Source organism: Nocardiopsis baichengensis YIM 90130 (assembly GCF_000341205.1).
GTDB classification, from domain to species: Bacteria; Actinomycetota; Actinomycetes; order Streptosporangiales; family Streptosporangiaceae; genus Nocardiopsis_A; species Nocardiopsis_A halophila.
The window spans coordinates 44,341-69,833 of record NZ_ANAS01000040.1; the positions used below are offsets into that span (position 1 = coordinate 44,341).

Below are 25,493 nucleotides of genomic sequence, written 5' to 3' on the forward strand. Positions count from 1 at the left end.
GGGCGTCGAATCGCGCAGTCGCCCGGGCGTGCCTACCATTGGGCCGGTGATGGCTATGGGAGCAGGCGCGGACTCCGGGCCGCCGCCCCGGGTGGTGGCCCTGGGCGGGGGGCACGGACTGTCGGCGTCCCTGCAGGCGCTGCGCCGGGTGACCACCGATCTGACCGCCGTGGTCACCGTCGCCGACGACGGGGGGTCCAGCGGGCGGCTCCGCCGCGAGCTGGGCGTGCTGCCCCCGGGCGACCTGCGCATGGCGCTGGCGGCGCTGTGCGGCGACGACGAGTGGGGGCACACCTGGAGCGAGGTGGTCCAGCACCGCTTCCGCAGCGAGGGGGAGCTGCACGGGCACGCGGTGGGCAACCTGCTCATCGTGGCGCTGTGGGAGCTGCTCGGCGACTCGGTGGCGGGCCTGGACTGGGTGGGCCAGCTGCTGGGCGCGCACGGGCGGGTGCTGCCGATGTCGTCGGTGCCGCTGGACATCGCCGCCGAGGTGGAGGGGGCCGACGCCGACCGCCCCGGCGAGGTGGTGACCGTGCGCGGCCAGGTGGCCTGCGCCAGCACCGGGGGGCGGGTGCGCTCGATCTCCCTGCTCCCGGAGTCGCCGCCGGCCTCGCCGCAGGCGGTCAAGGCGGTGCACGAGGCCGACTGGGTCGTCTTCGGCCCCGGCTCCTGGTTCACCAGCGTGCTGCCGCACCTGCTGGTGCCGGACCTGGCGCGGGCGCTGGTGGACACCGCGGCGCGGCGGGTGGTGGCGCTCAACCTGTCGCCGCAGCGCGGCGAGACCGACGGCTTCGCGCCCGAGACCTACCTGCGGGTGCTGGAGGAGCACGCCCCCGAGCTGGGGGTGGACGTGGTGCTGGCCGACCGCTCGGTGGTGCAGGACGCCGGGCCGCTGCGCGAGGCGGCGGCGCGGCTGGGCGGGGAGCTGGTGCTGGCCGACGTCGGGGTCGGCGACGGCAGCCCCCGTCACGACCCGGACCGCCTGGCCGCCGTGTTCGACCGGGTGTTCCGGGGCGCAGAGCAGTAGTGTGCCGTGGGAAGACGAGTTCCAGGGGGAGGACCGCATCCATGGCGATGACCGGCGTGGTGAAGGATGAGCTGAGCCGGCTGTCCGTGCTCAAACCGTGCTGCCGCAAAGCCGAGGTCTCCACGATCCTTCGCTTCACCGGTGGGCTGCACCTGGTGGGCGGGAGGATCGTGATCGAGGCCGAGCTGGACACCGGGGCGGCCGCCCGTCGGCTGCGCCGTGACATCTCCGAGGTCTTCGGCCACGAGTCCGAGGTGGTGGTGCTGGCCCCCAGCGGGCTGCGCAAGGGCAACCGGTACGTGGTCCGGGTGATCAAGGACGGCGAGAGCCTGGCCCGGCAGACCGGGCTGATCGACAACAACGGGCGCCCGGTGCGCGGGCTGCCCCGGCACGTGGTGGCCGGCGGCTCCTGCGACGCCGAGTCGGCCTGGCGGGGGGCGTTCATCGCGCACGGCTCGCTGACCGAGCCGGGGCGGTCGATGTCGCTGGAGGTGACCTGCCCGGGCCCGGAGGCGGCGCTGGCGCTGGTGGGGGCGGCCCGCCGGCTCAAGGTGCACGCCAAGGCGCGCGAGGTGCGCGGGGTGGACCGGGTGGTGGTGCGCGACGGCGACTCCATCGGGGCGCTGCTCACCCTGCTGGGCGCCCACCAGAGCGTGCTGGCCTGGGAGGAGCGGCGGATGCGCCGCGAGGTGCGGGCCACCGCCAACCGGCTGGCCAACTTCGACGACGCCAACCTGCGGCGCAGCGCGCGGGCGGCGGTGGCCGCGGGCGCGCGGGTGGAGCGGGCGCTGGAGATCCTCGGCGATGAGGCCCCCGACCACCTGGTGGCGGCCGGCCGGCTGCGGCTGGCGCACAAGCAGGCCTCGCTGGAGGAGCTGGGCCAGCTGTCCACGCCCCCGCTGACCAAGGACGCGATCGCCGGGCGGATCCGGCGGCTGCTGGCCATGGCCGACAAGCGCGCGTGTGACCTTGGTATCGCCGGCACCGACGCCAACCTGACCCCGGACATGCTCGCCTGCTGAGCGTGTGAATCGGTGTGAAGGAATCAGAATTCTTCCCGGTCACCCCGGGTGCGGGTGTTCGCCTTTGTGAGGGGCGGGCGGCCTGCGAAAACTTCTGAAAATGGTCTAGTCCTCTGCTCGCGGACGGTGCCACACTGGGCCCGGCGCCGCCGCGGGGCGATAGGCTCGGCCCTGACAACCCCCCGGCGCTCTTTATCCCCGCCCGCGCGAACGAACGTGAGGAGACTGGTTACCGTGACCATCCGTGTAGGCGTGAACGGTTTCGGTCGGATCGGCCGCAACTTCTGGCGCGCCGCCCAGGCCGCCGGCAGCGAGGTCGAGATCGTCGCGGTGAACGACCTCACCGACAACGCCACCCTGGCGCACCTGCTCAAGTACGACTCGGTGCTGGGCACCCTGGACGGCGACGTCGAGGTGGGCGAGGACTCCATCCGGGTCGGCAGCACCACCATCAAGACCCTGGAGCAGCGCGACCCGGCCCAGCTGCCCTGGGGCGAGCTGGGCGTGGACGTCGTCATCGAGTCCACCGGCCGGTTCACCAACGCCGAGGACGCCAAGAAGCACATCCAGGCCGGCGCCAAGAAGGTCATCGTCTCCGCCCCGGCCAAGGGCGAGGACATGACCGTCGTCATGGGCGTGAACGACGACACCTACGACCCGGCCAAGCACCACGTCATCTCCAACGCCTCGTGCACCACCAACTGCGTGGCGCCGATGGCCAAGGTCCTGCTCGACTCCTTCGGGATCACCAAGGGCCTGATGACGACGGTCCACGCCTACACCAACGACCAGGTCATCCTGGACTTCCCGCACAAGGACCTGCGCCGGGCCCGCGCCGCGGCCGCCAACATCATCCCCACCAGCACCGGTGCCGCCAAGGCGACCGCCCTGGTGCTGCCCGAGCTCAAGGGCAAGCTGGACGGCATGGCCATGCGCGTCCCGGTGCCGGACGGCTCGGTCACCGACCTGGTGGTGGAGCTGGAGCGGGAGGTCACCTCCGAGGAGGTCAACGCAGCGTTCAAGGCCGCCGCCGACGGCCCGCTCAAGAACGTGCTGCGCTACACCGCCGACCCGATCGTCTCCTCCGACATCGTCGGCACCTCCCCCTCGTGCACCTTCGACTCCCAGCTGACCATGGCCTTCGGCAACACGGTCAAGATCGTGGGCTGGTACGACAACGAGTGGGGCTACTCCAACCGCCTCGTCGACGCCGCCAAGCTGGTCGGCACCGGCCTGTAGGCCCCGTGCCGGGCGGCGCGCCCCGCTCAGCGGGGCGCGCCGCCCGGCACGTTTCACCACCGACCACGACCCCGACAACGGAGAAGAGCATGCGGACGATCGACGACCTCGACGTCGCGGGCAAGCGGGTCTTCGTCCGGTCCGACCTGAACGTGCCCCTGGACGGCGGGCGCATCACCGACGACGGCCGGATCCGCGCCGCCCTGCCCACCATCGAGAAGCTGCGCGGCCGCGGCGCCCGGGTGGTCGTCGCCGCCCACCTGGGCCGCCCCAAGGGCGCGCCCGACGCGGCCTACACGCTGCGCCCGGTCGCCGAGCGCCTCGGCGAGCTGCTGGGCGCCCCGGTCGCCTTCGCCGAGGACACCGCGGGCGAGGCGGCCCGCTCCGCCGTGGAGTCCCTGGACGACGGCGGTGTGGCGCTGCTGGAGAACCTGCGCTTCGAGCCGGGGGAGACCAGCAAGGACGACGCCGAGCGCGGCGAGTTCGCCGACCGCCTGGCCGGACTGGCCGACCTCTACGTCGGCGACGGCTTCGGCGCGGTGCACCGCAGGCACGCCAGCGTCTACGACCTGCCCGCGCGGCTGCCGCACGCCGTCGGCGGCCTGGTGCTGGCCGAGGTGCAGGTGCTGCGCCGGCTCACCGAGGACCCGCAGCGGCCCTACACCGTCGTGCTGGGCGGGGCCAAGGTCTCCGACAAGCTCGGCGTCATCGCCAACCTGCTGGGCACCGCCGACCGCCTGGTCATCGGCGGCGGCATGGCCTACACCTTCCTCAAGGCCAAGGGGCAGGAGGTCGGCTCCAGCCTCCTGGAGGCCGACCAGGTCGACACCGTCGCCGGGTACCTGCGCGAGGCCGAGGAGCGCGGCGTGGAGATCGTGCTGCCGGTCGACGTGGTGGCCGCCGAGTCGTTCTCGGCCGACGCCCCGCACGGCCCGGTCCCGGTCGAGGCGATCCCCGCCGACCGGATGGGCCTGGACATCGGCCCGCAGAGCGCCGAGCTGTTCGCCCGGAAGGTGCACGAGAGCCGCACCGTCTTCTGGAACGGGCCCATGGGCGTGTTCGAGATGGAGCCCTACTCCCACGGCACCCGCGCGCTGGCCGGGGCCCTGGTCGACTCGGCCGCCTTCACCGTGGTCGGCGGCGGCGACTCGGCCGCGGCCGTGCGCGCGCTCGGCTTCGACGAGGCGGGGTTCGGCCACATCTCCACGGGCGGCGGAGCCAGCCTGGAGTACCTGGAGGGCAAGGACCTTCCGGGCATCGAAGCCCTGAAGGACTGAGAGGAAGCACCGAACCATGGCACAGCCCGAGCGCAAGCCGCTCATCGCCGGCAACTGGAAGATGAACAACAACCACCTCGAGGCGATCGCGCTGGTGCAGAAGCTCGCCTTCGCCCTCGACGCCGCGGACTACGACCGCGCCGAGGTGGTCGTCCTTCCCCCCTTCACCGACCTGCGCAGCGTGCAGACCCTGGTGGACGGCGACAAGCTCTCCATCGCCTACGGCGCCCAGGACCTCTCGCGGCACGAGAAGGGCGCCTACACCGGCGAGGTCTCCGGCCCCATGCTGGCCAAGCTGGGGTGCTCCTACGTGCTCGCGGGCCACTCCGAGCGCCGCGAGTACCACGCCGAGGACGACGCCCTGGTCAACGCCAAGGTCAAGGCCGCCTTCGCGCACGACATCACCCCGATCCTGTGCGTGGGCGAGGGGCTGGAGGTGCGCAAGGCCGGCGACCAGGTCGCGCACACCTCCGCGCAGGTCGAGGCGGCCGTGAAGGGGCTCACCGCCGAGCAGGTCGAGCGCCTGGTCATCGCCTACGAGCCGGTCTGGGCGATCGGCACCGGCGAGGTCGCCACCCCCGACGACGCCCAGGAGGTGTGCGGGGCCGCGGTCCGCGCCACCCTGGCCGGCCTGTACGACGAGGCCACGGCCGCCAAGACGCGGGTGCTCTACGGCGGTTCGGTCAAGCCGGACAACATCGGCGGCATCATGGCCAAGGCCGACATCGACGGCGCCCTGGTGGGCGGCGCGAGCCTCAAGGCCGACGACTTCGCGAAGCTGGTCAAGTTCGACACGTGACGGCCGGTGCGCGGGACGCGCTACACTTCCCCGGAGGTTCGTCCTCCTGGCGTACGTGCGTCCCGCGTTCGCGTTAGAATTTCAGATACTGTCCCCGGTCCCTCCTCCGCCGGGCCCTTGGCCCAGCCGAGCGGCGTGCCTGCGGTCTTGGGACCCGAGCCGTCCATTCCCCTCGTCGGGGTCGAGATTCGGGTGAGCGTGTGATCCTCGGTCTGTCCATCCTCGTGATGCTCTGCAGCGTGCTGCTGGTCCTCATGGTGCTCCTGCACAAGGGCAAGGGCGGCGGCCTGTCCGACCTCTTCGGCGGCGGCGTCACCTCCTCCCTCGGCGGTTCGTCGGTGGTGGAGCGCAACCTCGACCGGATCACCGTCGTCACGGCCCTGGTGTGGATCATCGCCGTGGTCGTGCTCGGCCTGCTCATCAACCGGGGCGCCTGAACCAGTTCCGCCGTGCCCGCCGCACCGGGGCGCGCGCCAGTCTTTTCCGTGCCCCGCCCGCGGTGGGGCGTGTCCGCCGAAGGAGAGTTTCGTGGGTAGTGGCAGCGCCATCCGTGGCAGCCGCGTGGGCGCCGGTCCGATGGGCGAGGCCGAGCGCGGCGAGTCCGCGCCGCGCATCCGGGTTCCGTTCTACTGCGCCAACAAGCACGAGGTCGTGCCCAGTTTCTCGAACGAGGCCGCGGTCCCCGAGGAGTGGGACTGCCCCCGGTGCGGGTTCCCCGCCGGCAAGGACCCCCAGAACCCGCCGTCCCCGCCGCGGACCGAGCCCTACAAGACGCACCTGGCCTACGTGAAGGAGCGCCGCAGCGAGGAGGACGGCAAGGCCATCCTGGACGAGGCCCTGGCCAAGCTGCGCGCCGAGCGCGCCGAGATCCGGGCCGAGATGGAGGCCAACGCCAAGGCGAAGGCCAAGGCCAAGGCGGGCCGCTGAGCCGCAGCGCAGAGCACGGAACGGGGACCCCGCATCGCGGGGTCCCCGTTCTCGTGCGCGGCCCTCAGCCGGAGGGCGGGCGCCCGCCGAGGCGCCGGGTGAGCTCGGCGGCGGCGTCGCGGGCGCGCGAGGCCAGGGCGGTGGGGGTGACCGGGCGCTCGGAGGGCACGGTGAGGCTGATCGCGGCCACGGGCGCGGCGTTGTGGTCGAAGGCGGCCGCGGCCACCGAGGAGAAGCCTTCGGTGACCTGGCCCTCCTCCAGCGCGTAGCCCTGGCGGCGCTCGGCGGCCAGCGCCTCGCGCAGCTCGCCGGGGGAGGCCGGGCCGCGCCCGGTGCGGTCGACGAAGGTGTCGGCGCCCGGGTACAGCGCCCGCACCTGGGCGCGCGGCAGGTGCGCGAGCAGGACCCGGCCCGAGGCGGTCAGGTGGGCGGGCAGGCGCACCCCCACGCCGGTGATGAGCACGGGGGCGTGCGGGGGCTGCTCCTTGAGCAGGTAGAGGGTGTCGCGGCCGTGCAGGATGCCCAGGTGGGCGGTGGCGCCGGTCTCCTCGCACAGCCGGGACAGCAGCGGCCGGGCCAGCCGCTCCAGCGGGTCGTGGCGCAGGTAGGCCGAGCCGATCTCGAAGGCGGCCACGCCCAGGCCCCACCGCTGCTCCTCGGGCAGGTGCACCACGAAGCCCTCGTCGGCCAGGGCCTCCAGGAGCTGGTAGGCGCTGGAGCGGGGCAGGCCCAGCTCGGCGGCCAGGGCCGCCGCCGACACCGGGCCGGAGCGCCCGGCCAGGTGCCGCAGCATCCGCAGCGCCCGCGTGGCGGCCGGTACATGCGACATGCTCCGCATTGTGGCACGTCAGGCGGGGGAGGACGGTCGGCGCCTCCACCGGCGCCCGGCCCCCGGCCGCAGGCGGCCCGCCGGTCGGCGCGACCGCGGGAGGTGCGCCGGCCTCTTCGCGCCGTTGCCGTGGTCGCCGTGGTTGCGCGGTGCGGCCATGGTTCACCTCACCAGGAACGTGTCGGCACGGGCGGCGCGGGCGGTGCGGACGCTGAGGCGGCCGCAGGCGCAGCGGGTGTAGACGATGGTCCCGAAGGACACGGGGTGGCGTGAGACCACCTGCTCATCGGTGCCGTCGGGGCGCCCGCAGGAGGGGCAGCGGCCGGTGTCGGAGACGGGCCGGGGGGCGGTTTCGGTGTCCATGCGTCCAGTGTGGGCGCCGGGAACCCTTCAGGTCCATCTCAACTTTGTGAATGGGAACGTGTAGCATCGCCTACATGATCGATGTGCGCAGGCTGCGTGTCCTGAGGGCCGTCGCCGACCACGGGACGGTCACCGCCGCCGCCGACGCGATGCACCTGACCCCGTCCGCGGTCTCCCAGCAGGTGCGGGCGCTCGGCCGGGACCTGGGGGTGGAGCTGCTGGCCCCGCAGGGGCGCGGGATCCGGCTCACCTCCGAGGGGCAGGTGCTGCTGGAGCACGCCGACGCCATGGAGGAGCGCTGGGAGCGGGCGCTGACCGACCTGGCCGCGCACGCCGAGGGGCGGACCGGCGTGCTGCGCATGGTCGCCTACCCGACGGCCGTGTCGGCGCTGGCGGCCCCGGTGGCGGCCCGGCTCCGGGAGCGGGCGCCCCGGCTCTCGGTCGAGATCGGCGAGGTCGACGGGACGCCGGCCTACGAGGCGCTGCTGGCGGGGCGCGCCGACATCGCCGTGGCGGTGCCGCCGCCGGACGGCCCCCCGGCCGACGACCGCCGCTTCGATCAGCGCCCGCTGCTGCGCGAGCCCCTGGACCTGTTCGTCCCGGTCGGCCACCCGCTCCAGGGGCGTGCGCCGGTGCGCCTGGACGAGGCGGCCGGACAGGAGTGGATCGCCTCCAAGGACGAGTGCCACCAGGCGTGGATCGTGCAGGCGGCCTGCTCGGCGGCGGGGTTCACGCCGCACTATGCGCACCGGGTGTCGGACTGGACGGGGGTGCTGGCGCTGGTCGCCGCGGGGCTGGGGGTGACGCTGGGGCCGCGGATGCTCCCCCTGCCCGAGGGCGGCGGGGTGGCCCGGGTCCGCCTGGAGGGCGCCTCGGCCCCGTACCGGAGCGTCTTCACCGTCGTGCGCCGGGGAGCGGCCGAGCGCCCGGCGGTCGCCCAGGGCCGCCGGCTCCTGGAAGAGGTGGCCGCCGGGCTCGGCGTCTGACCGGGACGGCGACCGCTCTGTCTGAGATCTCGGACAGATGGTGCGCGGCGGTGCTGCGGGACGGCCCGCCGAGGGCGTGGAATGGGGGCATGTCCACCACCACCACCGCAACCGCTGACGAGGTCGTGCTCGGCCGCTCCTCCCTCACCGCCGAGGAGGTGGTCGCCGTCGCGCGCCGGGGCGCGCGGGTGCGCCTGGCCGACGACGCGCTCAAGGCGCTGGCCGAGGGCCGCGAGCAGGTGCGCGCCCTGGCCGAGGGGGACCGGCCCGCCTACGGCGTGAGCACCGGCTTCGGCGCCCTGGCCACCCGGCACATCGCCCCCGACCTGCGGGCCCGGCTCCAGCGCTCGCTGGTGCGCTCGCACGCCGCCGGGGCCGGCGCCGAGGTGGAGGCCGAGGTCGTGCGCGCCCTGATGCTGCTGCGCCTGCGCACCCTGGCCTCCGGCTCCACCGGTGTGGAGCCCGGCACCGCCCGCGCCCTGGAGGGCATGCTCAACGCCGGCATCACCCCCGTGGTGCTGGAGTACGGCAGCCTGGGCTGCTCCGGCGACCTGGCCCCGCTCAGCCACGTCGCGCTGGCCCTGATGGGCGAGGGCGAGGTGCGCGATTCCTCCGGCGAGCGGCGCCCCGCCGCCGAGGCGCTGGCCGCCGCCGGGCTGGAGCCGGTGGAGCTGGGCGCCAAGGAGGGCCTGGCGCTGATCAACGGCACCGACGGCATGCTCGGCATGCTCGTGCTGGCCTGCCACGACCTGGAGCGGCTGTTGCGCACCGCCGACGTCACCGCCGCGATGAGCGTGGAAGCGCTGCTGGGGACCGACCGGGTGTTCGCCGCCGACCTGCAGCGGATGCGCCCGCACCCGGGCCAGGCCGACGCCGCCGCCAACATGCTGGCGCTGCTCGCCGGCTCGCCCATCGTCGCCTCGCACCGCGGCCCGGACTGCACCCGGGTCCAGGACGCCTACTCGCTGCGGTGCGCCCCCCAGGTCGCCGGCGCGGCCCGGGACACCCTGGCCCACGCCCGCGCCGTCGCCGAGCGCGAACTGGCCGCGGTCATCGACAACCCGGTGATCACCCCCGACGGCCGGGTGGAGTCCAACGGCAACTTCCACGGCGCACCGGTCGGCTACGCGCTCGACTTCCTGGCGATCGCCGCCGCCGACGTGGCCTCCATCGCCGAGCGCCGCACCGACCGCATGCTCGACGTGGCCCGCTCGCACGGCCTGCCCGCTTTCCTGGCCGACGACCCGGGCGTGGACTCGGGCCACATGATCGCCCAGTACACCCAGGCCGGCCTGGTCTCGGAGATGAAGCGCCTGGCCGCCCCGGCCAGCGTCGACTCCATCCCCTCCTCGGCGATGCAGGAGGACCACGTCTCCATGGGCTGGTCCGCCGCCCGCAAGCTGCGCCGCGCGGTGGCCGCCCTGACCGACGTGCTGGCCGTGGAGCTGCTCACCGCCGCCCGCGCCCTGGACCTGCGCTCGCCGCTGGAGCCCGGCCCGGCCACCGGCGCCGTGCGCGGCGCGCTGCGCGCCCGGGTGCCCGGCCCCGGCCCCGACCGCTACCTGGCGCCTGAGATCGCCGATGCCTCGGCCCTGATCGCCGACGGCGCCGTGGTGGAGGCCGCCGAGACGGCCGTCCCCCTGCGCTGAACCCCCCGCCCGCGCTGCACACCAGGAGGCGTCATGGCAGCCCAGCACACCCCCCGCACCGTCCGCGCCCCGCGCGGCACCGCCCGCACCGCCAAGGGCTGGCCCCAGGAGGCGGCGCTGCGGATGCTGCACAACAACCTCGACCCCGAGGTGGCCGAGCACCCCGAGCGGCTCGTCGTCTACGGCGGCACCGGCAAGGCCGCCCGCGACTGGGAGAGCTTCGACCGGATCACCGCGACGCTGCGCGGCCTGGAGGACGACGAGACCCTGCTCGTGCAGTCCGGCCGCCCGGTCGGGGTCATGCGCACCCACGAGTGGGCGCCCCGGGTGCTCATCGCCAACTCCAACCTGGTGGGCGACTGGGCCACCTGGGAGGAGTTCCGCCGCCTGGAGGCGCTCGGGCTGACCATGTACGGCCAGATGACCGCCGGGTCCTGGATCTACATCGGCACCCAGGGCATCCTCCAGGGCACCTACGAGACCTTCGGTGCGGTGGCCGCCGAGCGCGGAGGCACCCTGGAGGGCACCATCACCCTCACCGCCGGGCTCGGCGGCATGGGCGGCGCCCAGCCGCTGGCGGTCACCATGAACGGCGGTGCGGCGATCGTCGTGGAGTGCGACCCGAGCCGCATCGACCGCCGCATCGAGCACCGCTACCTGGACGTGCGCGCCGACACCGTCGACGAGGCGCTGCGCCTGGCCACCGAGGCCCGCGACGCCCGCCGCCCGCTGTCGGTGGGGCTGCTGGGCAACGCCGCCGAGGTGGTGCCCGAGCTGCTGCGGCGCGGGGCGCCCGTCGACATCGTCACCGACCAGACCAGCGCCCACGACCCGCTGTCCTACCTGCCGGCCGGGGTGGCCTTCCAGGACTGGGCCGACTACGCCCGCGCCAAGCCCGCCGAGTTCACCGCCCGCGCCCGGGAGTCGATGGCCGCCCACGTGGAGGCCATGGTCGGGTTCATGGACGCCGGGGCCGAGGTCTTCGACTACGGCAACTCCATCCGCGGGGAGGCCCGCGAGGCCGGGTTCGCCCGCGCCTTCGACTTCCCCGGGTTCGTGCCCGCCTACATCCGCCCGCTGTTCTGCGAGGGCAAGGGTCCGTTCCGCTGGGCGGCGCTCTCCGGCGACCCGGCCGACATCGCCCGCACCGACCGCGCCGTGCTGGACCTGTTCCCCGAGAACGAGCACCTGGCCCGGTGGATCCGGCTGGCCGGGGAGAAGGTCTCCTTCCAGGGGCTGCCGGCCCGCATCTGCTGGCTCGGCCAGGGCGAGCGGGCCGCGGCCGGGGAGCGGTTCAACGAGCTGGTCGCCTCCGGGGAGGTGAGCGCCCCGCTGGCGATCGGCCGCGACCACCTGGACACCGGATCGGTCGCCTCCCCTTACCGGGAGACCGAGGCGATGCGCGACGGCTCCGACGCCATCGCCGACTGGCCGCTGCTCAACGCGCTGGTCAACACCGCCTCGGGCGCCTCGTGGGTGTCGCTGCACCACGGCGGCGGGGTCGGCATGGGCCGCTCCCTGCACGCCGGGCAGGTCAGCGTCGCCGACGGCACCGAGCTGGCCGCGCGCAAGCTGGAGCGGGTGCTCACCAACGACCCGGGCACGGGCGTGGTCCGGCACGCCGACGCCGGCTACCCCGAGGCCGAGGCGGTCGCCGAGCGCGAGGGCCTGCGCCTGCCGATGCGGGAGGGCGGGGCCGGTGCCTGAGCCGCACACCGCCGACGGCGGCACCGGCCGGTTCGACCGGCTGTTCGACCGGCTGTGGGACGAGCTGGCCCCGATCGGGCGGGACCGCGCCACCGGCGGCTACCGCCGCTTCACCTTCGGCGGGCCCGACGCCGAGCTGCGGGACTGGTTCCACCGGGCGGCCGCTGGGGTCGGCCTGGACGCGGAGACCGACGGCAACGGCAACATGTGGGCCTGGTGGGGCGCGCCCGGCCCGGACGCCGTGGTCACCGGCTCCCACCTGGACTCGGTCCCCGACGGCGGCGCCTACGACGGCCCGCTGGGAGTGGTGAGCGCGCTGGCGGCCGTGGCCGAGCTGCGCCGGCGCGGCGTCCGGCCCCGCCGCCCGCTGGCGGTCGCGGTGTTCGCCGAGGAGGAGGGCGCCCGCTTCGGGGTGCCGTGCCTGGGCAGCCGGCTGCTCACCGGGGCGGTCACCGCCGAGCGCGCCGCCGCTCTGGCCGACCCCTCGGGCACCACGTGGGCCCAGGCCATGGAGCGGGCCGGGAGGGACCCGGCCGCGATGGGGCCCGACCCCGAGCGGCTGGCGCGCATCGGCCGCTTCGTCGAACTCCACGTCGAGCAGGGGCGGGCGCTGGCCGACCGGGACCGCGCGGTGGGCGCCGCCCGCTCCATCTGGCCGCACGGGCGGTGGCGCTGGACCTTCACCGGCCGCGCCGACCACGCGGGCACCACCCGCCTGGAGGACCGGCGCGACCCGATGCTGCCCATGGCCCGCATGGTGCTGGCCGCCCGCGCCGCCGCGGCCGCGCACGGCGCGGTGGCCACCGTGGGCCGCGTCGAGGCCGAGCCCAACGGCACCAACGCGATCGCCTCCCGGGTGCGGGCGTGGCTGGACGCCCGCGCCCCCGACACCGAGGACCTGGGCGCGGTGGTGGCCGACGTGGCCGCGGAGGTCCGCCGCGCCGCCGAGGAGCAGGGGGTGGGCGCCGAGGAGCACCAGGAGTCCGACACCCCCGTGGTGGAGTTCGACGGCGGCCTGACCGAACGGGCCGCCGCGGTGGCCGGGGGCGCCGGCGGACCCGTCCCGATCCTGCCGACCGGGGCGGGCCACGACGCGGGCGTGCTGGCAGCGCACGTGCCCACGGCGATGCTGTTCGTGCGCAACCCCACCGGCGTGTCCCACTCCCCGGAGGAGTACGCCGAGCGGCCCGACTGCCACGCGGGCGTGTGGGCCCTGGCCGACGTCCTGGAGGACCTGGCGGCGGGGGAGGAGGGCGCATCCGGGCCGCGTCCGCCCCGTCCACCCCGACAGTGAAGGAGACGCGCGTGTCCGCCACCGACCACCGCGACGGGCTGTACTGGTGCTCCTGGGCCCTGGTCGACCCCGGGCCGGGGCCCGGTGCCGACGCCGGGGCGGCCTCGCCCGGCGCCGTCATCGAGGTCCGCGACGGACGGATCGCCTCGGTGCGCACCGGCGAGCCCGCGCCCCCGCCCGGGGCCGAGCGCCTGGACGGCCTGGTCGTCCCCGGGTTCGCCAACGCCCACTCGCACGCCTTCCACCGGGCCCTGCGGGGCCGGACCGGCGAGCACGGCGGCTCCTTCTGGACCTGGCGCGAGCTGATGTACCGGGCCGCCGAGCGGCTGGCCCCCGACACCTACCGGGAGCTGGCCGCCGGGGTGTACGCCGAGATGGCGCTGGCCGGCGTCACCTGCGTGGGCGAGTTCCACTACCTGCACCACGCCCCCGGCGGCAAGCGCTACGACGACCCCAACGCCATGGGCGCGGCGCTGGTGGCGGCCGCCGCCGACGCCGGGATCCGCATCACCCTGCTGGACACCCTCTACCTCGCCGGCGGCCTGGACGCCGGGGGCGGCCACCGCCCCCTGGAAGGCGCCCAGCTGCGCTTCGGCGACGGCGACGCCGACGCCTGGGCCGAACGGGTCGCCGCCTTCCGCCCCGGCGGCGGCCACGCCAGGGTCGGCACCGCCGCGCACTCGGTGCGCGCGGTCCCCGCCGGCCAGCTCGCCCGGTTCGCCGCCCTGCACGGGCCCGACGGCCTCGACCGGGCGTCGCCGCACGTCCACCTGTCCGAGCAGCCCGCCGAGAACGCGGCCTGCCGCGCCCACTACGGCCGCACCCCCACCGCCCACCTGCACGAGGCGGGCCTGTTCGCCGACCTGCACCCGGTCGCGGTGCACGCCACCCACCTGGAGCCCGCCGACGCGGCGCTGCTCCGGGACGCCCGGGCGGGGGTGTGCCTGTGCCCCACCACCGAGCGGGACCTGGCCGACGGCCTGCCGCCGCTGGCCGACCTGGACCCCGCACGCGTCTCCCTGTCCCTGGGCAGCGACGGCCACTCCACCATCGACCTGCTGGAGGAGGCCCGCGGGGCGGAGATGCACGAGCGCCTGCGCACCGGGCGCCGCGGCACCGCCTCGGCGCCGCGCCTGCTGGACGCCCTGCACGAGGGCGGCCACGCCGACGCGCTGGGCTGGGAGGACGCCGGACGGATCGCGCCCGGCAAGCGTGCCGACCTGGTCGTGCTGGACCTGGACTCGGTGCGCACGGCCGGGTTCGACCCGCGCAGCGCCGCCGACACCGCCGTCTTCGCCGCCACAGCGGCCGAGGTGCGCCACACCATGGCCGACGGCCGGTGGATCGTCCGGGACCGGGTGCACCTCGACCGCCCCGACGCCGCCGCCCGCCTGCACACCGCGATCACGGAGCTGCTGGCGTGAGCCGCCGCCCGGCCGCGCCCGCACCGCACCCGACCACGACGTCCACCACCGACCACCCTGGAGGCAGCTGATGACCGACGCCGCTCCCGAGACCGTGCTCATCGACGGCATCGGCGTCCTGGCCACCAACGACCCGGCCCTGGGGGAGGGCGTCACCGGCGCGATCCCCGACGCCGCGCTGGTCGTGCAGGGCGACACGGTGGCCTGGGCCGGCCCCGCCGCCCGAGCCCCGGCCGCCGACGCCCGCGTCGACGCCGGGGGCCGCTGCGTCATCCCGGGCTTCGTCGACAGCCACTCCCACATCGTCTTCGCCGGCGACCGGGGCCGGGAGTTCGGCGCCCGGATGAGCGGGCGCCCCTACGAGGCCGGCGGCATCCGCACCACGGTGGCCGCCACCCGCGCCGCCTCCGACGCCGAGCTGCTGGACAAGGCGACCCGCCTGCTCAACGAGGCCCGCGCCCAGGGGACCACCACCCTGGAGATCAAGTCCGGCTACGGGCTCAGCACCGCCGACGAGGAGCGCGCGCTGCGCGTCGCCCGGCGCCTCACTGAGGAGGCCACCTTCCTGGGCGCGCACATCGTCCCGCCCGAGTACCGGGACGACCCGCAGGGCTACGTCGACCTGGTCACCGGTGAGATGCTCGACGCCTGCGCCCCGCACGCCCGCTGGATCGACGTCTTCTGCGAGCGCGGCGCCTTCGACGAGGAGGCCTCCCGGCGCATCCTCAAGGCGGGCATGGACCGCGGGCTGCACGCCCGCGTCCACGGCAACCAGCTCGGCCCCGGCCCGGGCGCGCGCCTGGCCGCCGAGCTCGGCGCCGCCTCGGTCGACCACTGCACCTTCCTGGAGCCCGAGGACGTGGAGGCGCTGGCCGCCTCCGAGACCGTGGCCACCCTGCTGCCCGGCGTCGACTTCTCCACCCGCCAGCCCTACCCCGACGCCCGCGCGCTCATCGACGCCGGCGCCACCGTGGCCCTGGCCGGCGACTGCAACCCGGGCTCCTGCTTCACCTCCAGCATGGCCTTCTGCATCGCCCTGGCCGTGCGGGAGATGCACATGACCCCCGAGGAGGCGCTGTGGGCGGCCACCGCCGGCGGGGCGCGGGCGCTGCGCCGCACCGATGTGGGACGCCTCACCCCGGGCTCGCGCGCCGACCTGGCGGTGCTGGAGGCGCCCGACCCGGTCTACCTGGCCTATCGTCCCGGCGTGCCGATGACGGCGGCCGTGTGGCGGGCGGGCCGTCCGGTGGCCGGGGCGGATCTCACCCGGGGTTGACCCTGCCGTAGCGCGCCGGAAACCTGCGCCCTGCAGTCTCTTCGGTGACGGCGGGGCCACCGGGGCCGCGCCGCAGAGCGAGGGGGCGGCCATGGGACTGTGGCGCATCCGCACCGCGGTGGAGGACCGGCCGGGGCGGCTGGCCGACCTGGCCGGCGCGGTGGCCGCCGAGGGCGGCGACATCGTGGGGCTGACCATCCACACCGACGCCGCCGGGGTGGTCGACGAGTTCATCGTGGACGTGCCCGGCGACCACCGCCGGCTGCTGGAGGAGCTCACCCGGCGCGGCGCGGGCGAGGAGGCCGCGGCCGTGCCCGCCCGGCCCCGGGAGGTCGGCGACGACGTCACCCGGGCGCTGATGCTCACCGCGCGGCTGCGCGGCGCCCCGCACCGGCTGCCCGAGGCCCTGGCCGAGCTGCTCAACGCCGACGAGGCCCGCTGGACCGGCCTGGGCACCTCCGGGCGCGCGGCGGCGCCGCAGTTCCCCGAGGAGCCCGAGTCGGAGCTGCTGGTGCCGGTCGGCGCGCTGCGCGGGGTCCGGCTGCGCCGGGTGGACCGGCCCTTCACCTGGACCGAGTCGGCCCGCGCCGACGCCCTGGTGCGCTCGGTGCTGCCCCCGGCCGGGCCGGTGCCCACCGGCGGCACGCTGACCACCGCCTCGGGCGAGCGGCTGCACACCCGACCGGTGCGCTCCGGCGACGCCCGCGCGCTGCGTCGGCTGCACCGCCGCTGCACGCCGCACACCAAGCGCCGGCGCTACCTGACGGCGGTGGAGGAGCCCGGGTCCGGTGTGCTGGGGGTGTTCTGCGATCCCGAGCGCGGGTTGACGCTGGCGGCCTGGCCCGAGGGGGCCGACGAGCCGGTCGCCCTGGCCCACCTGATGTACACGCTCGACCCCGGTGTGGGGGAGATGGCCTTCCTCGTGGAGGACTCCTGGCAGGGCCGGGGGGTGGGCACCGCGCTGGCCGGTGCGCTCGCCGCCGTGGCCGTCGACTGGGGGATGGCGGAGGTCCGCGCCGAGACCGCCGCCGACAACCGCGCGATGCTGGGCATCATGCGCGGACTCGGGGCCGCGGTGGGCCGCCCGTCCACGGGCACGGTCCAGGCCCGGTTGCCGCTGGCGGGCCGGGTGCCCGCGCGGGAACCGGGGCCGCTGGCCTCGCTCATGACCCGCCCCGGGGCCGCCGGGCGGTAGGGGGTGCGGAGTCCGGGAGCCAGGGGTGCGCTTCCGGACCCGTGCGAGGGAAGGCCGGGATGCCAGGGATTCCGGCCCTCCCGCCCCCGAACCCGGGGTGTGCGGCGGTGCGGGGCGTCCCGGCGAAGCGGTGTCGGACGCCGGGACGCCCCCTCCGCCGGTTCGGCGGCCGCTTCAGCGGCCGGTTCGGCTGGTGCGGCTGGTTCGGCTGGTTCGGCGGTGGGCTCAGCGGCGTGCCGCCGGCCCTCTCGCGGTCCCGGAACAGCAGCAACGACGGAACGGCCGGTGCCCCGCTCACGCCCGTCGGCCGGGCGGCGGGTCCTCGGAGTGCCAGGGGGAGGGCGGCGACGAGGAAGCGTGGTGCTTCCCCGGGCTTGGCGGTCGGCTGCCGGGCTTCTCGCGGTCCGGGAACTGCGGCGACGACGGCGCGGGCGGTGCCCCGCTCACGGCTGTCGGCCGGGCGGCGGGTCCTCGGAGTGCCGGGGGAGGGCGGCGACGAGGAAGCAGGGCGGTTCCCCGGGGGCCTGGCGGTCGGCTGCCCGGCCTCTCGCGGTCCGGGCCGGGTGCGCGGTGGGCCCGGGACTCGCCCGCCCGCGCCCGCGGCGCCCCTCCCTGGCCCGCGCCCGGCGCCGCTCCATCCAGAGGGCCCCTTGTGACCTGGGTGAATACGCACCGTCATAGGGGTGGGGCGAGCGGGGGCGCGCTGATCGGCGCCCCGCGGCGGCTCCCGGGTGCGATCCCGGCCAGACCAGAACGGGATTCGGTGCCACGGTGCCCGCAATGCCCCTGTTCGTCCGCCCGCCGACAGGGAGGGGGCGGCGAGGCAGGGGCGGGGCGCCCGCCCGGGGCCGGGCCCCGTGTCGGTGTCGCCCCGCCCCCGGTCACCCGGGGTGACCGAGAGCGTCGCAATCGGGTCCGGTGTGCCGGTAGAAGGGGCCTCGGGCACCGAATCCCGTTCTGGTCTGGCCACCACCGTGCACCCGCCCGGTCCCGGGGGCCGCTCCGGGCGTGCGCGGGGCCCGCACCCCCGTCAGATCCGGACAAACGGGACGCCCCTCGGGCCTGATTCGCCGGAGATCGCCTCGGAGGGGGCGTTCTCCAACGTGAGTGGTGATACCGCCACCCGATTGCACATTGCGTGGCGATATCACCACTCTCGATGCCCGAGCAGCGCAGCACGCGCCCGGTATGCCCGGAACGCGTAAAGGGAGGGGCCTCTCCAAGGCCGAGGCGGTCGGCCACCCGGCGGCCGACCGCCAGGCCCCGGGGAACGCCCCCCCGCTTCTTCGTCGCCGCCCTCTCCCCGGCGCCGCGGCGGCCCGCCGCCCGGCCGGGGGCCGTGAGCGGGGCACCGGCCGACCCGTCGTTGCCGCTCATCAGCGGTACCGCCCGGGGTGCCGCCGCCCGGTCGTGGCGAGTGAGTGGGGCACCTGCCGTGCCGTCGTTGCTGCTGTTCCGGGACCGTGAGCGGCCCGGCGGCCGACCGGCGACACCGGGGAACCGCCCCTGCTTCTTCGTCGGCGCCCTCCCCTGGCACTCCGAGGACCCGCCGCCCCGGCAGGCAGCAGTGAGCGGGGCACCGGCCGTGCCGTCGCGGCCGACATTCCGGGCCATCCGAATGCCCTGTGGTCGGTAGCGCTGCCGCGTGGGGCGCCGAGCTCAGGGCGCCCGCCCATGGTGGGCACGGGCGCCGAAAGTCGCGTCACTCCAGCGGGCGCCGTCGTCTGGAGAGAACCGCCTGGAAAAGGGCGGCGGAGCCGTGGCCGGGTGCCGCACCGGGGGCTCGGGCTCGTCGCGGGGGAGTGTGTGCGCTGGGGAGGCCGGCGCGCGGCTGCGCGCGCCTCCACGGGCGGCGAGGCGGAGTGGCCGCTCCGATGGGCGCGGCCGGGGTTTCGCCGCAGGGGCGTGGGCCCCCGCGGCGAGGCCGGGTGGGTGCCCGGTCAGGCGTCGGCGGACTCCTCGTCGGAGGAGTCGGCGCCCGAGTCACCCGAGTCGTCCGAGGAGGAGGCGGAGGCGCTCCCGGCCTTGGCCGGCTCGGACTTCTTGGTGCGGCGCTTCTTCACGGGGCGGGAGTAGTCGACGAGCGGCTCGTAGCGGGAGTCGTGCTCCTTCTTGCACTCATCGCAGGCGTCGACCTCGCGCACCTGGCCCTCCCAGGCGAACTGAACGACCTCAGTCGCCTCGACCTTCTCGTCGCGGACGGCGTGCGGATCGCAATACTTGCGCGTGAAGACCTCGGTGACCACGGCGGTGGCGTCCCTTCGGTTCGGGATGGGTACGGACGCCCGAATCATACACGTGTTCGATGCGCTGGTCTCGGGGTTCGCGCGGGATTCCCCGCGCGGCACGCCCGCACGGAAGCCTAGTGGATCGCGGGCGCCGGCCCGGCTCGCCGACCCGCTCGGGCGGTCCTGCATGGCGGACGTCACGCCGTGGACCGTTTCCCAGGAAGATGTTTTCTGGTTTGATGATGCTCCGGCGCCGCGCCGTCGCGCGGCGTCACCGCTCCGTCCGGAACCGAGGCCGCCCCTGAGCGGCAGACAGGGAACACCGAGAGACGATGAACGCATTCACCGGCCGGGCGATGCGCCCGGCGGCCGACGTCACCGCACTCATCGCCCGCATCGCCGTGGGCGTCGTCTTCATCGCCCACGGCTGGCAGAAGGTCGGCATGGGGCTGTCCGGGACCGCCGGGATGATGGAGGGCATGGGTGTGCCCGCGCCCCAGGCCGCGGCCCTGTTCGCCATCGCCGTCGAGCTCGGCGGCGGCGCCCTGCTCATCGCCGGCCTGCTCCAGCCCGTGGCCGGCGTGCTGCTGGCCCTGCAGATGGCCGGCGCCATCCTCTTCGTGCACGCCTCGGCGGGCCTGACCGGCGAGGGCGGCTACGAGTTCCCGCTCGTGCTCGGCGCGGCCGCGCTCGCGCTGGGCTTCAGCGGCGGCCGCTTCGCCCTGGACCGGCTGCTGCCCTGGGGCCGGGAGCGCAGCCCCGAGGCGGTCCCCGCCGCCTCCTGAGCGGATCCGCCGCCCCATCAGGGCACCCGTGAACGAATCCCCATTCTTCGGGCGTCCGGTGGGGCGGTTTCGGAGTTCCGCCCTCCTCTGGCCGGTCGGCTGTCTATGGTGGGCCACCACCGGGCGCCGCGGCATGGGGCGCGTCCGCGGGGCGGGGGGAGAGCCGGACCCGCGGACGCCGCGGCGCCGATCTCGACGTTCTCGGGAGAGGAGCAGCGGTGCGGTATCTGGAGGAGGGGGCGGTGGGCCCGGCGCCCGCCGAAGACGGCGGGGGAGGGCCGCCGGCGCAGCGGGCCTCGCGGCTGGCCGCCGACGAGCGCTTCGTCCGGCTGCGCCGCCGGTTCGCGGTGCAGTCGGTGCTGCTCATCACGGTCTTCCTGGGCTGGTACATGGCCTACCTGGTGCTGTCGGTCTACGCCCGCGGGCTGATGGCCGTCCCGGTCGCCGGGGCGGTCAACGTGGGCCTGCTGCTCGGCGTCGGGCAGTTCGCGACCACCTTCCTGCTCGCCTGGCTCTTCGTCTGGTACGCCGAGCACCGGCTCGACCCGCTGGCCGAGGAGATCCGCGCCGACGCCGAGCAGGCCCGCGCCGCGGCCCTGGCCCGCGAGGGGCGGGTGGTGCGCCCGTGACGGCCGTAGCGCAGGGCATCGACACCGCGCACGCCTGGACGCTGGCGCTGTGCGGGGTGTTCATCGCCGTCACCCTGGCCATCACGGTCCGGGCGCGGCGCAGCACCAAGGGCGCCGTCGACTACTACGCCGGCGGCCGCGGATTCAGCAGCACCCAGAACGGGCTGGCCCTGACCGGCGACTACCTGTCGGCCGCCTCCTTCCTGGGCATCGCCGGGCTCATCGCCCTCAACGGCTACGACGGCTTCCTGTACTCCATCGGCTTCCTGGTGGCCTGGCTGCTCGTGCTGCCCATGGCCCAGCTGATGCGCAACTGCGGCCGGTTCACCATGGCCGACCTGCCCGCCTTCCGGATGCGGCGGATGCGGGTTCGGCTGGCCTGCACCACCTCCACCGTCATGGTGAGCGTGGTCTACCTGATCGCCCAGATGGTCGGCGCGGGGGCGCTGGTGACCATGCTCCTGGGCATCGACCGCGGCGGCACCTTCCTGGGGCTGACCGGCGAGCAGACCCGCACCGCCGCCATCGTCGGGGTCGGCGTGCTCATGGTGGTCTACATCATGTACGGCGGCATGAAGGCCGCCACCTGGCTGCAGATCGTCAAGGCCGGGCTGCTGCTGGCCGCCACCGGCGTGATGACGGTGATGGTGCTGGCGGTGTTCGGGTTCGACGTGAGCGCGCTGCTGACCCGGGCCGCCGAGAACAGCGGGCAGGGCCAGGCGTTCCTGGAGCCCGGGCGGCTGTTCGGCGTCGAGGTGGCCGGCGACCCCCGGCAGAGCCTGTTCAACCAGCTCGACCTGTTCAGCCTGGGCCTGGCCCTGGTACTGGGCACGGCCGCGCTGCCGCACATCCTCATCCGCTTCTACACCGTCCCCGACGGGCGGGCCGCCCGCGCCTCGGTCAAGCGCACCATCGTGCTGGTCGGCCTGTTCTACCTGATGACGCTGGCGCTGGGGTTCGGCGCGGCGGCACTGGTGGGGCCCGAGGCCATCGCCGCCCAGGACCCCTCCGGCAACGCCGCCGTGCCCCAGCTGGCCCAGGAGCTGGGCCGCCTGGCGGCCGGGCCGGTGGGGGCGGCGCTGATGCTGGCCTTCGTCTCCGCGGTGGCGCTGGCCACCATCCTCGCGGTGATCGCCAGCCTCACCCTGGCCTCCTCCTCGTCCATGGCCCACGACTTCTTCGGGCACATCCTCATGTGGGGCCGCCCCAAGGAGTCCCAGGAGGTGGGGGTCGCCCGGTTCTCCGCGCTGCTCGTGGGCGCGGTGGCGATCCTGCTCGCGGTGCGCGCCCAGCACCTCAACGTCGCCTTCCTGGTGGGCCTGGCCTTCGCGATCGCGGCCGCGGCCAACCTGCCGGTGATCGTGCTGACCATGTTCTGGCGCCGGTTCAACACCAAGGGCGTGGAGTGGGGCGTCTACGGCGGGCTCGGCTCCTCGCTGGTGCTGGTGCTGCTGTCCCCGGTGGTCTCGGGCAAGACCGACCCGGTGACGGGGGAGAACCTGTCGCTGCTGCCGGCCTGGGTGGACGTCCAGCTCTTCCCCCTGGAGAACCCCGGCCTGGTGGCGATCCCGCTGGGCTTCCTCTTCGCCGTGGTGGGCTCGCTGGCCTCGGGGGAGAAGGACGGGGCCCGCTTCCGCGAGATGCGCCTGCGCGCCCTGACCGGTCTGGGGGCCAACTGAGCGGCGCGTGTCGGAACCGCGTGGGACCATCACCGGTATGACTCGCTATGCGGCGCTGCTGCGCGGCGTCAACGTCGGTGGCCGGCGCAGGGTTCCCATGGCCGACCTGCGGCAGGTGCTGGCCGGCCTCGGGCACACCGGGGCGGCCACCCTCCTGCAGAGCGGCAACGCGGCCTTCACCGCGCGCCCCGGGAGCGGCGGCGACCCCGGCGCGCTCAAGGCCGAGCTGGAGGAGGCGCTGCGGGAGCGCTTCGGCTTCGCCGTCGAGGCCGTCCTGCGCGACGAGGCGCAGCTGGCCGCCGCCGTCGACGCCAACCCGCTGGAGGTCGGCGACCCCGCGCGCTTCCTCGTCCTGTTCCTGGACGGGCCGCTCGACGCCGCCGACCTGGCCGCATTGGCCGAAGTGGCCGGAACCGACACCGCCTCCCGCTCCTCCGAGGCCATGGCCCCGGGGGAGCGGGAGGTCTACCTCTCCCTGCCCGACGGGCTGCGCGACGCCCGGCTCCCCGGCCTGGTCGAGCGGGCGCTGCGCGGGCGCACCGCCACCGGACGCAACTGGCGCACCGTGCTGCGCCTGCTGGAGGCCGTGCGCGCCGGAGAGGCGGAATAGCCCGCCCCACGCGGGTGTTCGGGCTGTTCGCGGGCGCGCGGGGACGCGCCCGGAGTCCCATACAGCGAGGAGAGTCCGAAGCCGTGCGCGTCGACATCTGGTCCGACATCGTCTGCCCGTGGTGCTACATCGGCAAGGCGCGCTTCGAGCGCGCGCTCGAGGCCTTCGAGCACGCCGACGAGGTGGAGGTGGAGTTCCACAGCTTCCAGCTCGACCCCTCGGCGCCCCGGGAGCCCGCCCCCATGCTCGAAGCGCTCGCCGCCAAGTACGGCATGACGGCCGAGCAGGCCCGCGCGGCCGACGAAGGCGTGGCCGCCAACGCCGAGCGGGAGGGGCTGCCCTTCACCGGCGACCGCCCGCACGCCAACACCCTCGACGCCCACCGGCTGCTGCACCTGGCCAAGGAGCGGGGCGTCCAGCGGGAAGCGGTCGAGGCCCTCTTCGCCGCCTACTTCGGCGAGGGCGCCGACGTCTTCCACCGCGACGCGCTGGTGCTGCTGGCGGAGAAGGCGGGGCTGGAGGCCGAGGAGGCGCGGCAGGTCCTGGACGGGGACCGCTACGCCGACCGAGTGCGCGAGGACGCCGAGCAGGCCCGCGAGCTGGGCGCCTCGGGCGTTCCCTTCTTCGTCGTCGACGAGCGCTACGGGGTGTCCGGCGCCCAGCCCTCCGACGTCTTCGCCGAGGTCCTGCAGAAGGCCTGGGAAGAACGGGACTGAGCGGTCCCCCGCAGGTGCACGCCCGGCGGGCGGGGGCAGAATCGTGTGCACTGACCCCGCACCCCCTCGGGAGGGACGATGCCCGTCCTCGCTCACATCAGTGACACCCACTTCGACGGCGGCGAGCGCAGCGCCGAGCGCGCGCGCCGCGCGATGGACTACATCGCGCGGATGCGCACCGTCGACGCGGTGGTGCACACCGGCGACGTCGCCGACAAGGGAACCGCGCAGGAGTACGCGCAGGCGCGCCGGACGCTGCGCTGCGCCGTGCCGCTGCTGGTGTGCCCCGGCAACCACGACGTGCGCGCGGCCCTGCGCGAGCACCTGCTGGACGAGGCGTCCGGGCCCGGCCCGCTCGACCGGGTCCACCACCTCCCCGGCGCCACCGTCGTCACCTGCGACACCTCGGTGCCCGAGGAGCCCTGGGGGCGCCTGGAGGAGGACACCCTGGACACGGTGGAGGCCGAGCTGCGGCGCACCCCCGCCGACACCCCGGTGGTGCTGGCCTTCCACCACCCGCCGGTGGAGCTGGGCTCGGACTACACCGACCCGATCCGCCAGCGCGGCGAGCAGCGCCTGGCCGAGCTGGTGGGCCGCCGCCCGCAGGTGGTGGCGATGCTCTGCGGCCACGTGCACTCGGCCGCGGCCACCACGTTCGCGGGCCGGCCGCTGCTGGTGGCCCCGGCGGTCGCCTCCACCCTGCGCACCGACTGGGAGCCCGCCGACGGCACCGGCGGCACCGACGGCGCGCACGAGCCGCCGGTGATGATCGCCCTCCACCGCATCGGCGCCGACGGCCGGGTGACCACCCACTACCGGGCGGTGTGAGGATGCGCCGCTACACCGGACCGGACGGTCCCGAGGCCGCGCTGGCGCCCGGCGACGTCACCGAGGGGGTGGTGCGGTCCAGGGGCACGGTCCGCCGCCCGGCCCAGCCGCAGAGCCCGGCCGTCGCCGCCTACCTGGACCATCTGGAGCGGGCCGGGTTCTCCGGGGCGCCGCGCTTCCTGGGCCGGGACGAGGACGGCCGCGACGTGCTCACCTACGTCGAGGGGGACGTGCCGGGCACCCCGCCGGAGCCGTGGGCGGCCGACCCCGCGCTCCTGGCGTCGGTGGGGGAGCTGCTGCGGCGTCTGCACGACGCCTCGGAGGGGTTCCTGGCCGGCACCGGGTTCGCCGCCCCCGACGGCGGGGTGTGGCGCCGGGAGCTGGTCCCGGTGGAGGTGCCCGTCCCCGACCCGGAGCCGGAGCTGGTCTGCCACCTCGACGTGACCCCGCAGAACGTGGTCGTGCGCGACGGGCGCGCGGCGGCCCTCATCGACTTCGACATGGCCGGTCCGGGCACGCGCCTGCTCGACGTCTACAACACCGCCATGCACTGGGCGCCCCTGGGCGCACCGGAGGACGTCCACCCGGGCTGGCCGGTGCGCGGCGATGCGGAGCGCCTGGGGCGGGTCCGGATCCTCGCCGACGCCTACGGCCTGGGGGAGCGGGACCGCGAGGCCATGCCCGACCTGGCGATCGTGCGCTGCGACTCCTCGTGGGTGCGGATGAAGGCCTCCGCCGAGCGGCTGGGAGGCGGGTGGGCCCGCATGTGGGACGAGGGCGTGGGCGAGGTCATCCTGCGCCGCAAGCAGTGGCTCAAGGACAACCGCGCCCCCATGCTGGAGGCCCTTCTGGGGTGAGGGGGCGCCCGGACTTGTCGGCCCGGGGACCATGGTGGGTTCTGGAAACGCTCCGGGCCCTCTGCGCGGTGGTCGTGCCGGCGGGTTTCGGCGATACCGCACATCGTGCTCTGCGGCGCATCGCGATCGGGGATGCTCGTGGTGTCG

General features: G+C 75.5%; 24 protein-coding genes. 21 read left to right on the plus strand and 3 right to left on the minus strand.

The window, feature by feature from the left end; translation table 11 throughout:
- Nucleotides 1–55: 55 nt before the first annotated feature.
- From C892_RS0126410 to C892_RS0126440, 7 genes are all read left to right on the plus strand, one after another.
- Nucleotides 56–1,027, plus strand: coding sequence for a gluconeogenesis factor YvcK family protein (locus C892_RS0126410; RefSeq protein WP_193374817.1), 972 nt, complete (start codon nucleotides 56–58; stop codon nucleotides 1,025–1,027).
- A gap of 41 nt (nucleotides 1,028–1,068) precedes the next feature.
- Nucleotides 1,069–2,049: a DNA-binding protein WhiA gene (whiA, locus tag C892_RS0126415; RefSeq protein ID WP_017541734.1), complete on the plus strand. Its 981-nt coding sequence runs from the start codon at nucleotides 1,069–1,071 to the stop codon at nucleotides 2,047–2,049.
- 234 nt (nucleotides 2,050–2,283) lie between these two features.
- Complete coding sequence (gap, locus tag C892_RS0126420; RefSeq protein ID WP_026124652.1) at nucleotides 2,284–3,288, plus strand: type I glyceraldehyde-3-phosphate dehydrogenase; 1,005 nt, start codon at nucleotides 2,284–2,286, stop codon at nucleotides 3,286–3,288.
- 89 nt (nucleotides 3,289–3,377) lie between these two features.
- Nucleotides 3,378–4,565: a phosphoglycerate kinase gene (locus tag C892_RS0126425; protein ID WP_017541732.1), complete on the plus strand. Its 1,188-nt coding sequence runs from the start codon at nucleotides 3,378–3,380 to the stop codon at nucleotides 4,563–4,565.
- A gap of 16 nt (nucleotides 4,566–4,581) precedes the next feature.
- A complete protein-coding gene (gene tpiA, locus C892_RS0126430) occupies nucleotides 4,582–5,364 on the plus strand; it encodes a triose-phosphate isomerase (protein WP_017541731.1) in 783 nt (260 codons plus the stop codon).
- A gap of 200 nt (nucleotides 5,365–5,564) precedes the next feature.
- A complete protein-coding gene (secG, locus tag C892_RS0126435) occupies nucleotides 5,565–5,801 on the plus strand; it encodes a preprotein translocase subunit SecG (protein ID WP_017541730.1) in 237 nt (78 codons plus the stop codon).
- 91 nt (nucleotides 5,802–5,892) lie between these two features.
- Nucleotides 5,893–6,291: an RNA polymerase-binding protein RbpA gene (locus C892_RS0126440; protein WP_083932812.1), complete on the plus strand. Its 399-nt coding sequence runs from the start codon at nucleotides 5,893–5,895 to the stop codon at nucleotides 6,289–6,291.
- Nucleotides 6,292–6,355: 64 nt separating this feature from the next.
- Here the strand turns inward: C892_RS0126440 and C892_RS0126445 are convergent, their stop codons facing one another.
- Nucleotides 6,356–7,120 carry an IclR family transcriptional regulator gene (locus tag C892_RS0126445; RefSeq protein WP_026124653.1) on the minus strand — a complete coding sequence of 255 codons (765 nt, stop codon included), beginning with the start codon at nucleotides 7,118–7,120 and terminating at the stop codon, nucleotides 6,356–6,358.
- A 162-nt stretch (nucleotides 7,121–7,282) separates the two neighbouring features.
- The gene (locus tag C892_RS0126450; protein WP_017541727.1) at nucleotides 7,283–7,483 is read right to left on the minus strand and encodes a hypothetical protein; all 201 of its coding nucleotides are present in this window, start codon (nucleotides 7,481–7,483) and stop codon (nucleotides 7,283–7,285) included.
- 50 nt (nucleotides 7,484–7,533) lie between these two features.
- On the opposite strand from C892_RS0126450, the gene C892_RS0126455 reads away from it, so the two are divergent.
- The 7 genes from C892_RS0126455 (at nucleotide 7,534) to C892_RS0126485 (ending at nucleotide 17,014) form a co-directional block, all read left to right on the plus strand.
- Complete coding sequence (locus C892_RS0126455; protein ID WP_239647547.1) at nucleotides 7,534–8,469, plus strand: LysR family transcriptional regulator; 936 nt, start codon at nucleotides 7,534–7,536, stop codon at nucleotides 8,467–8,469.
- A gap of 89 nt (nucleotides 8,470–8,558) precedes the next feature.
- A complete protein-coding gene (gene hutH / locus C892_RS0126460) occupies nucleotides 8,559–10,118 on the plus strand; it encodes a histidine ammonia-lyase (protein WP_017559676.1) in 1,560 nt (519 codons plus the stop codon).
- Between the two features lie 33 nt (nucleotides 10,119–10,151).
- Nucleotides 10,152–11,825 carry a urocanate hydratase gene (hutU, locus tag C892_RS0126465; protein WP_017559677.1) on the plus strand — a complete coding sequence of 558 codons (1,674 nt, stop codon included), beginning with the start codon at nucleotides 10,152–10,154 and terminating at the stop codon, nucleotides 11,823–11,825.
- Entirely contained in the window at nucleotides 11,818–13,119 is a 1,302-nt protein-coding gene (locus C892_RS0126470; protein ID WP_017559678.1) for an allantoate amidohydrolase, read from the plus strand. Before hutU ends, C892_RS0126470 begins: the two co-directional genes overlap by 8 nt.
- A gap of 11 nt (nucleotides 13,120–13,130) precedes the next feature.
- Nucleotides 13,131–14,543, plus strand: a complete 1,413-nt coding sequence (locus tag C892_RS0126475; protein ID WP_017559679.1) for a formimidoylglutamate deiminase — start codon at nucleotides 13,131–13,133, stop codon at nucleotides 14,541–14,543.
- 70 nt (nucleotides 14,544–14,613) lie between these two features.
- Nucleotides 14,614–15,819 (plus strand): imidazolonepropionase, encoded by a 1,206-nt coding sequence (gene hutI / locus C892_RS0126480; RefSeq protein WP_017559680.1) that lies wholly within the window; start codon nucleotides 14,614–14,616, stop codon nucleotides 15,817–15,819.
- Nucleotides 15,820–15,910: 91 nt separating this feature from the next.
- Nucleotides 15,911–17,014 (plus strand): GNAT family N-acetyltransferase, encoded by a 1,104-nt coding sequence (locus tag C892_RS0126485; RefSeq protein ID WP_017559681.1) that lies wholly within the window; start codon nucleotides 15,911–15,913, stop codon nucleotides 17,012–17,014.
- 1,940 nt (nucleotides 17,015–18,954) lie between these two features.
- Here the strand turns inward: C892_RS0126485 and C892_RS0126490 are convergent.
- Nucleotides 18,955–19,260, minus strand: a complete 306-nt coding sequence (locus tag C892_RS0126490; protein WP_017559682.1) for a hypothetical protein — start codon at nucleotides 19,258–19,260, stop codon at nucleotides 18,955–18,957.
- Between the two features lie 314 nt (nucleotides 19,261–19,574).
- Here C892_RS0126490 and C892_RS0126495 point away from each other — a divergent pair, with 314 nt between their 5' ends.
- From C892_RS0126495 to C892_RS0126525, 7 genes are all read left to right on the plus strand, one after another.
- Nucleotides 19,575–20,027 (plus strand): DoxX family protein, encoded by a 453-nt coding sequence (locus C892_RS0126495; protein ID WP_017559683.1) that lies wholly within the window; start codon nucleotides 19,575–19,577, stop codon nucleotides 20,025–20,027.
- Nucleotides 20,028–20,245: 218 nt separating this feature from the next.
- Nucleotides 20,246–20,656, plus strand: a complete 411-nt coding sequence (locus C892_RS0126500) for a DUF485 domain-containing protein (RefSeq protein WP_017541591.1) — start codon at nucleotides 20,246–20,248, stop codon at nucleotides 20,654–20,656.
- A complete protein-coding gene (locus C892_RS0126505) occupies nucleotides 20,653–22,335 on the plus strand; it encodes a monocarboxylic acid transporter (protein ID WP_017559684.1) in 1,683 nt (560 codons plus the stop codon). The genes C892_RS0126500 and C892_RS0126505 overlap by 4 nt, the downstream gene beginning before the upstream one ends.
- A gap of 37 nt (nucleotides 22,336–22,372) precedes the next feature.
- Nucleotides 22,373–22,945, plus strand: a complete 573-nt coding sequence (locus tag C892_RS0126510; RefSeq protein ID WP_017559685.1) for a DUF1697 domain-containing protein — start codon at nucleotides 22,373–22,375, stop codon at nucleotides 22,943–22,945.
- Between the two features lie 83 nt (nucleotides 22,946–23,028).
- Entirely contained in the window at nucleotides 23,029–23,661 is a 633-nt protein-coding gene (locus C892_RS0126515) for a DsbA family oxidoreductase (RefSeq protein ID WP_017559686.1), read from the plus strand.
- 78 nt (nucleotides 23,662–23,739) lie between these two features.
- Nucleotides 23,740–24,489 (plus strand): metallophosphoesterase, encoded by a 750-nt coding sequence (locus C892_RS0126520; RefSeq protein WP_017559687.1) that lies wholly within the window; start codon nucleotides 23,740–23,742, stop codon nucleotides 24,487–24,489.
- Between the two features lie 2 nt (nucleotides 24,490–24,491).
- Nucleotides 24,492–25,346: a phosphotransferase enzyme family protein gene (locus C892_RS0126525; RefSeq protein ID WP_017559688.1), complete on the plus strand. Its 855-nt coding sequence runs from the start codon at nucleotides 24,492–24,494 to the stop codon at nucleotides 25,344–25,346.
- The last annotated feature ends 147 nt before the right edge of the window (nucleotides 25,347–25,493 follow it).

What these genes read in the sequence shown, in the direction of transcription:
- C892_RS0126510 (WP_017559685.1), top strand. Translation starts at nt 22,373, where the DNA reads ATGACTCGCTATGCGGCGCTGCTGCGCGGCGTCAACGTCGGTGGCCGG.
- hutI (WP_017559680.1), top strand. Translation starts at nt 14,614, where the DNA reads ATGACCGACGCCGCTCCCGAGACCGTGCTCATCGACGGCATCGGCGTC.
- C892_RS0126425 (WP_017541732.1), top strand. Translation starts at nt 3,378, where the DNA reads ATGCGGACGATCGACGACCTCGACGTCGCGGGCAAGCGGGTCTTCGTC.
- tpiA (WP_017541731.1), top strand. Translation starts at nt 4,582, where the DNA reads ATGGCACAGCCCGAGCGCAAGCCGCTCATCGCCGGCAACTGGAAGATG.
- C892_RS0126450 (WP_017541727.1), bottom strand. Translation starts at nt 7,483, where the DNA reads ATGGACACCGAAACCGCCCCCCGGCCCGTCTCCGACACCGGCCGCTGC.
- C892_RS0126410 (WP_193374817.1), top strand. Translation starts at nt 56, where the DNA reads ATGGGAGCAGGCGCGGACTCCGGGCCGCCGCCCCGGGTGGTGGCCCTG.
- C892_RS0126520 (WP_017559687.1), top strand. Translation starts at nt 23,740, where the DNA reads ATGCCCGTCCTCGCTCACATCAGTGACACCCACTTCGACGGCGGCGAG.
- C892_RS0126485 (WP_017559681.1), top strand. Translation starts at nt 15,911, where the DNA reads ATGGGACTGTGGCGCATCCGCACCGCGGTGGAGGACCGGCCGGGGCGG.
- C892_RS0126455 (WP_239647547.1), top strand. Translation starts at nt 7,534, where the DNA reads ATGGGAACGTGTAGCATCGCCTACATGATCGATGTGCGCAGGCTGCGT.
- C892_RS0126495 (WP_017559683.1), top strand. Translation starts at nt 19,575, where the DNA reads ATGAACGCATTCACCGGCCGGGCGATGCGCCCGGCGGCCGACGTCACC.
- C892_RS0126445 (WP_026124653.1), bottom strand. Translation starts at nt 7,120, where the DNA reads ATGTCGCATGTACCGGCCGCCACGCGGGCGCTGCGGATGCTGCGGCAC.
- hutU (WP_017559677.1), top strand. Translation starts at nt 10,152, where the DNA reads ATGGCAGCCCAGCACACCCCCCGCACCGTCCGCGCCCCGCGCGGCACC.
- C892_RS0126525 (WP_017559688.1), top strand. Translation starts at nt 24,492, where the DNA reads ATGCGCCGCTACACCGGACCGGACGGTCCCGAGGCCGCGCTGGCGCCC.
- hutH (WP_017559676.1), top strand. Translation starts at nt 8,559, where the DNA reads ATGTCCACCACCACCACCGCAACCGCTGACGAGGTCGTGCTCGGCCGC.
- whiA (WP_017541734.1), top strand. Translation starts at nt 1,069, where the DNA reads ATGGCGATGACCGGCGTGGTGAAGGATGAGCTGAGCCGGCTGTCCGTG.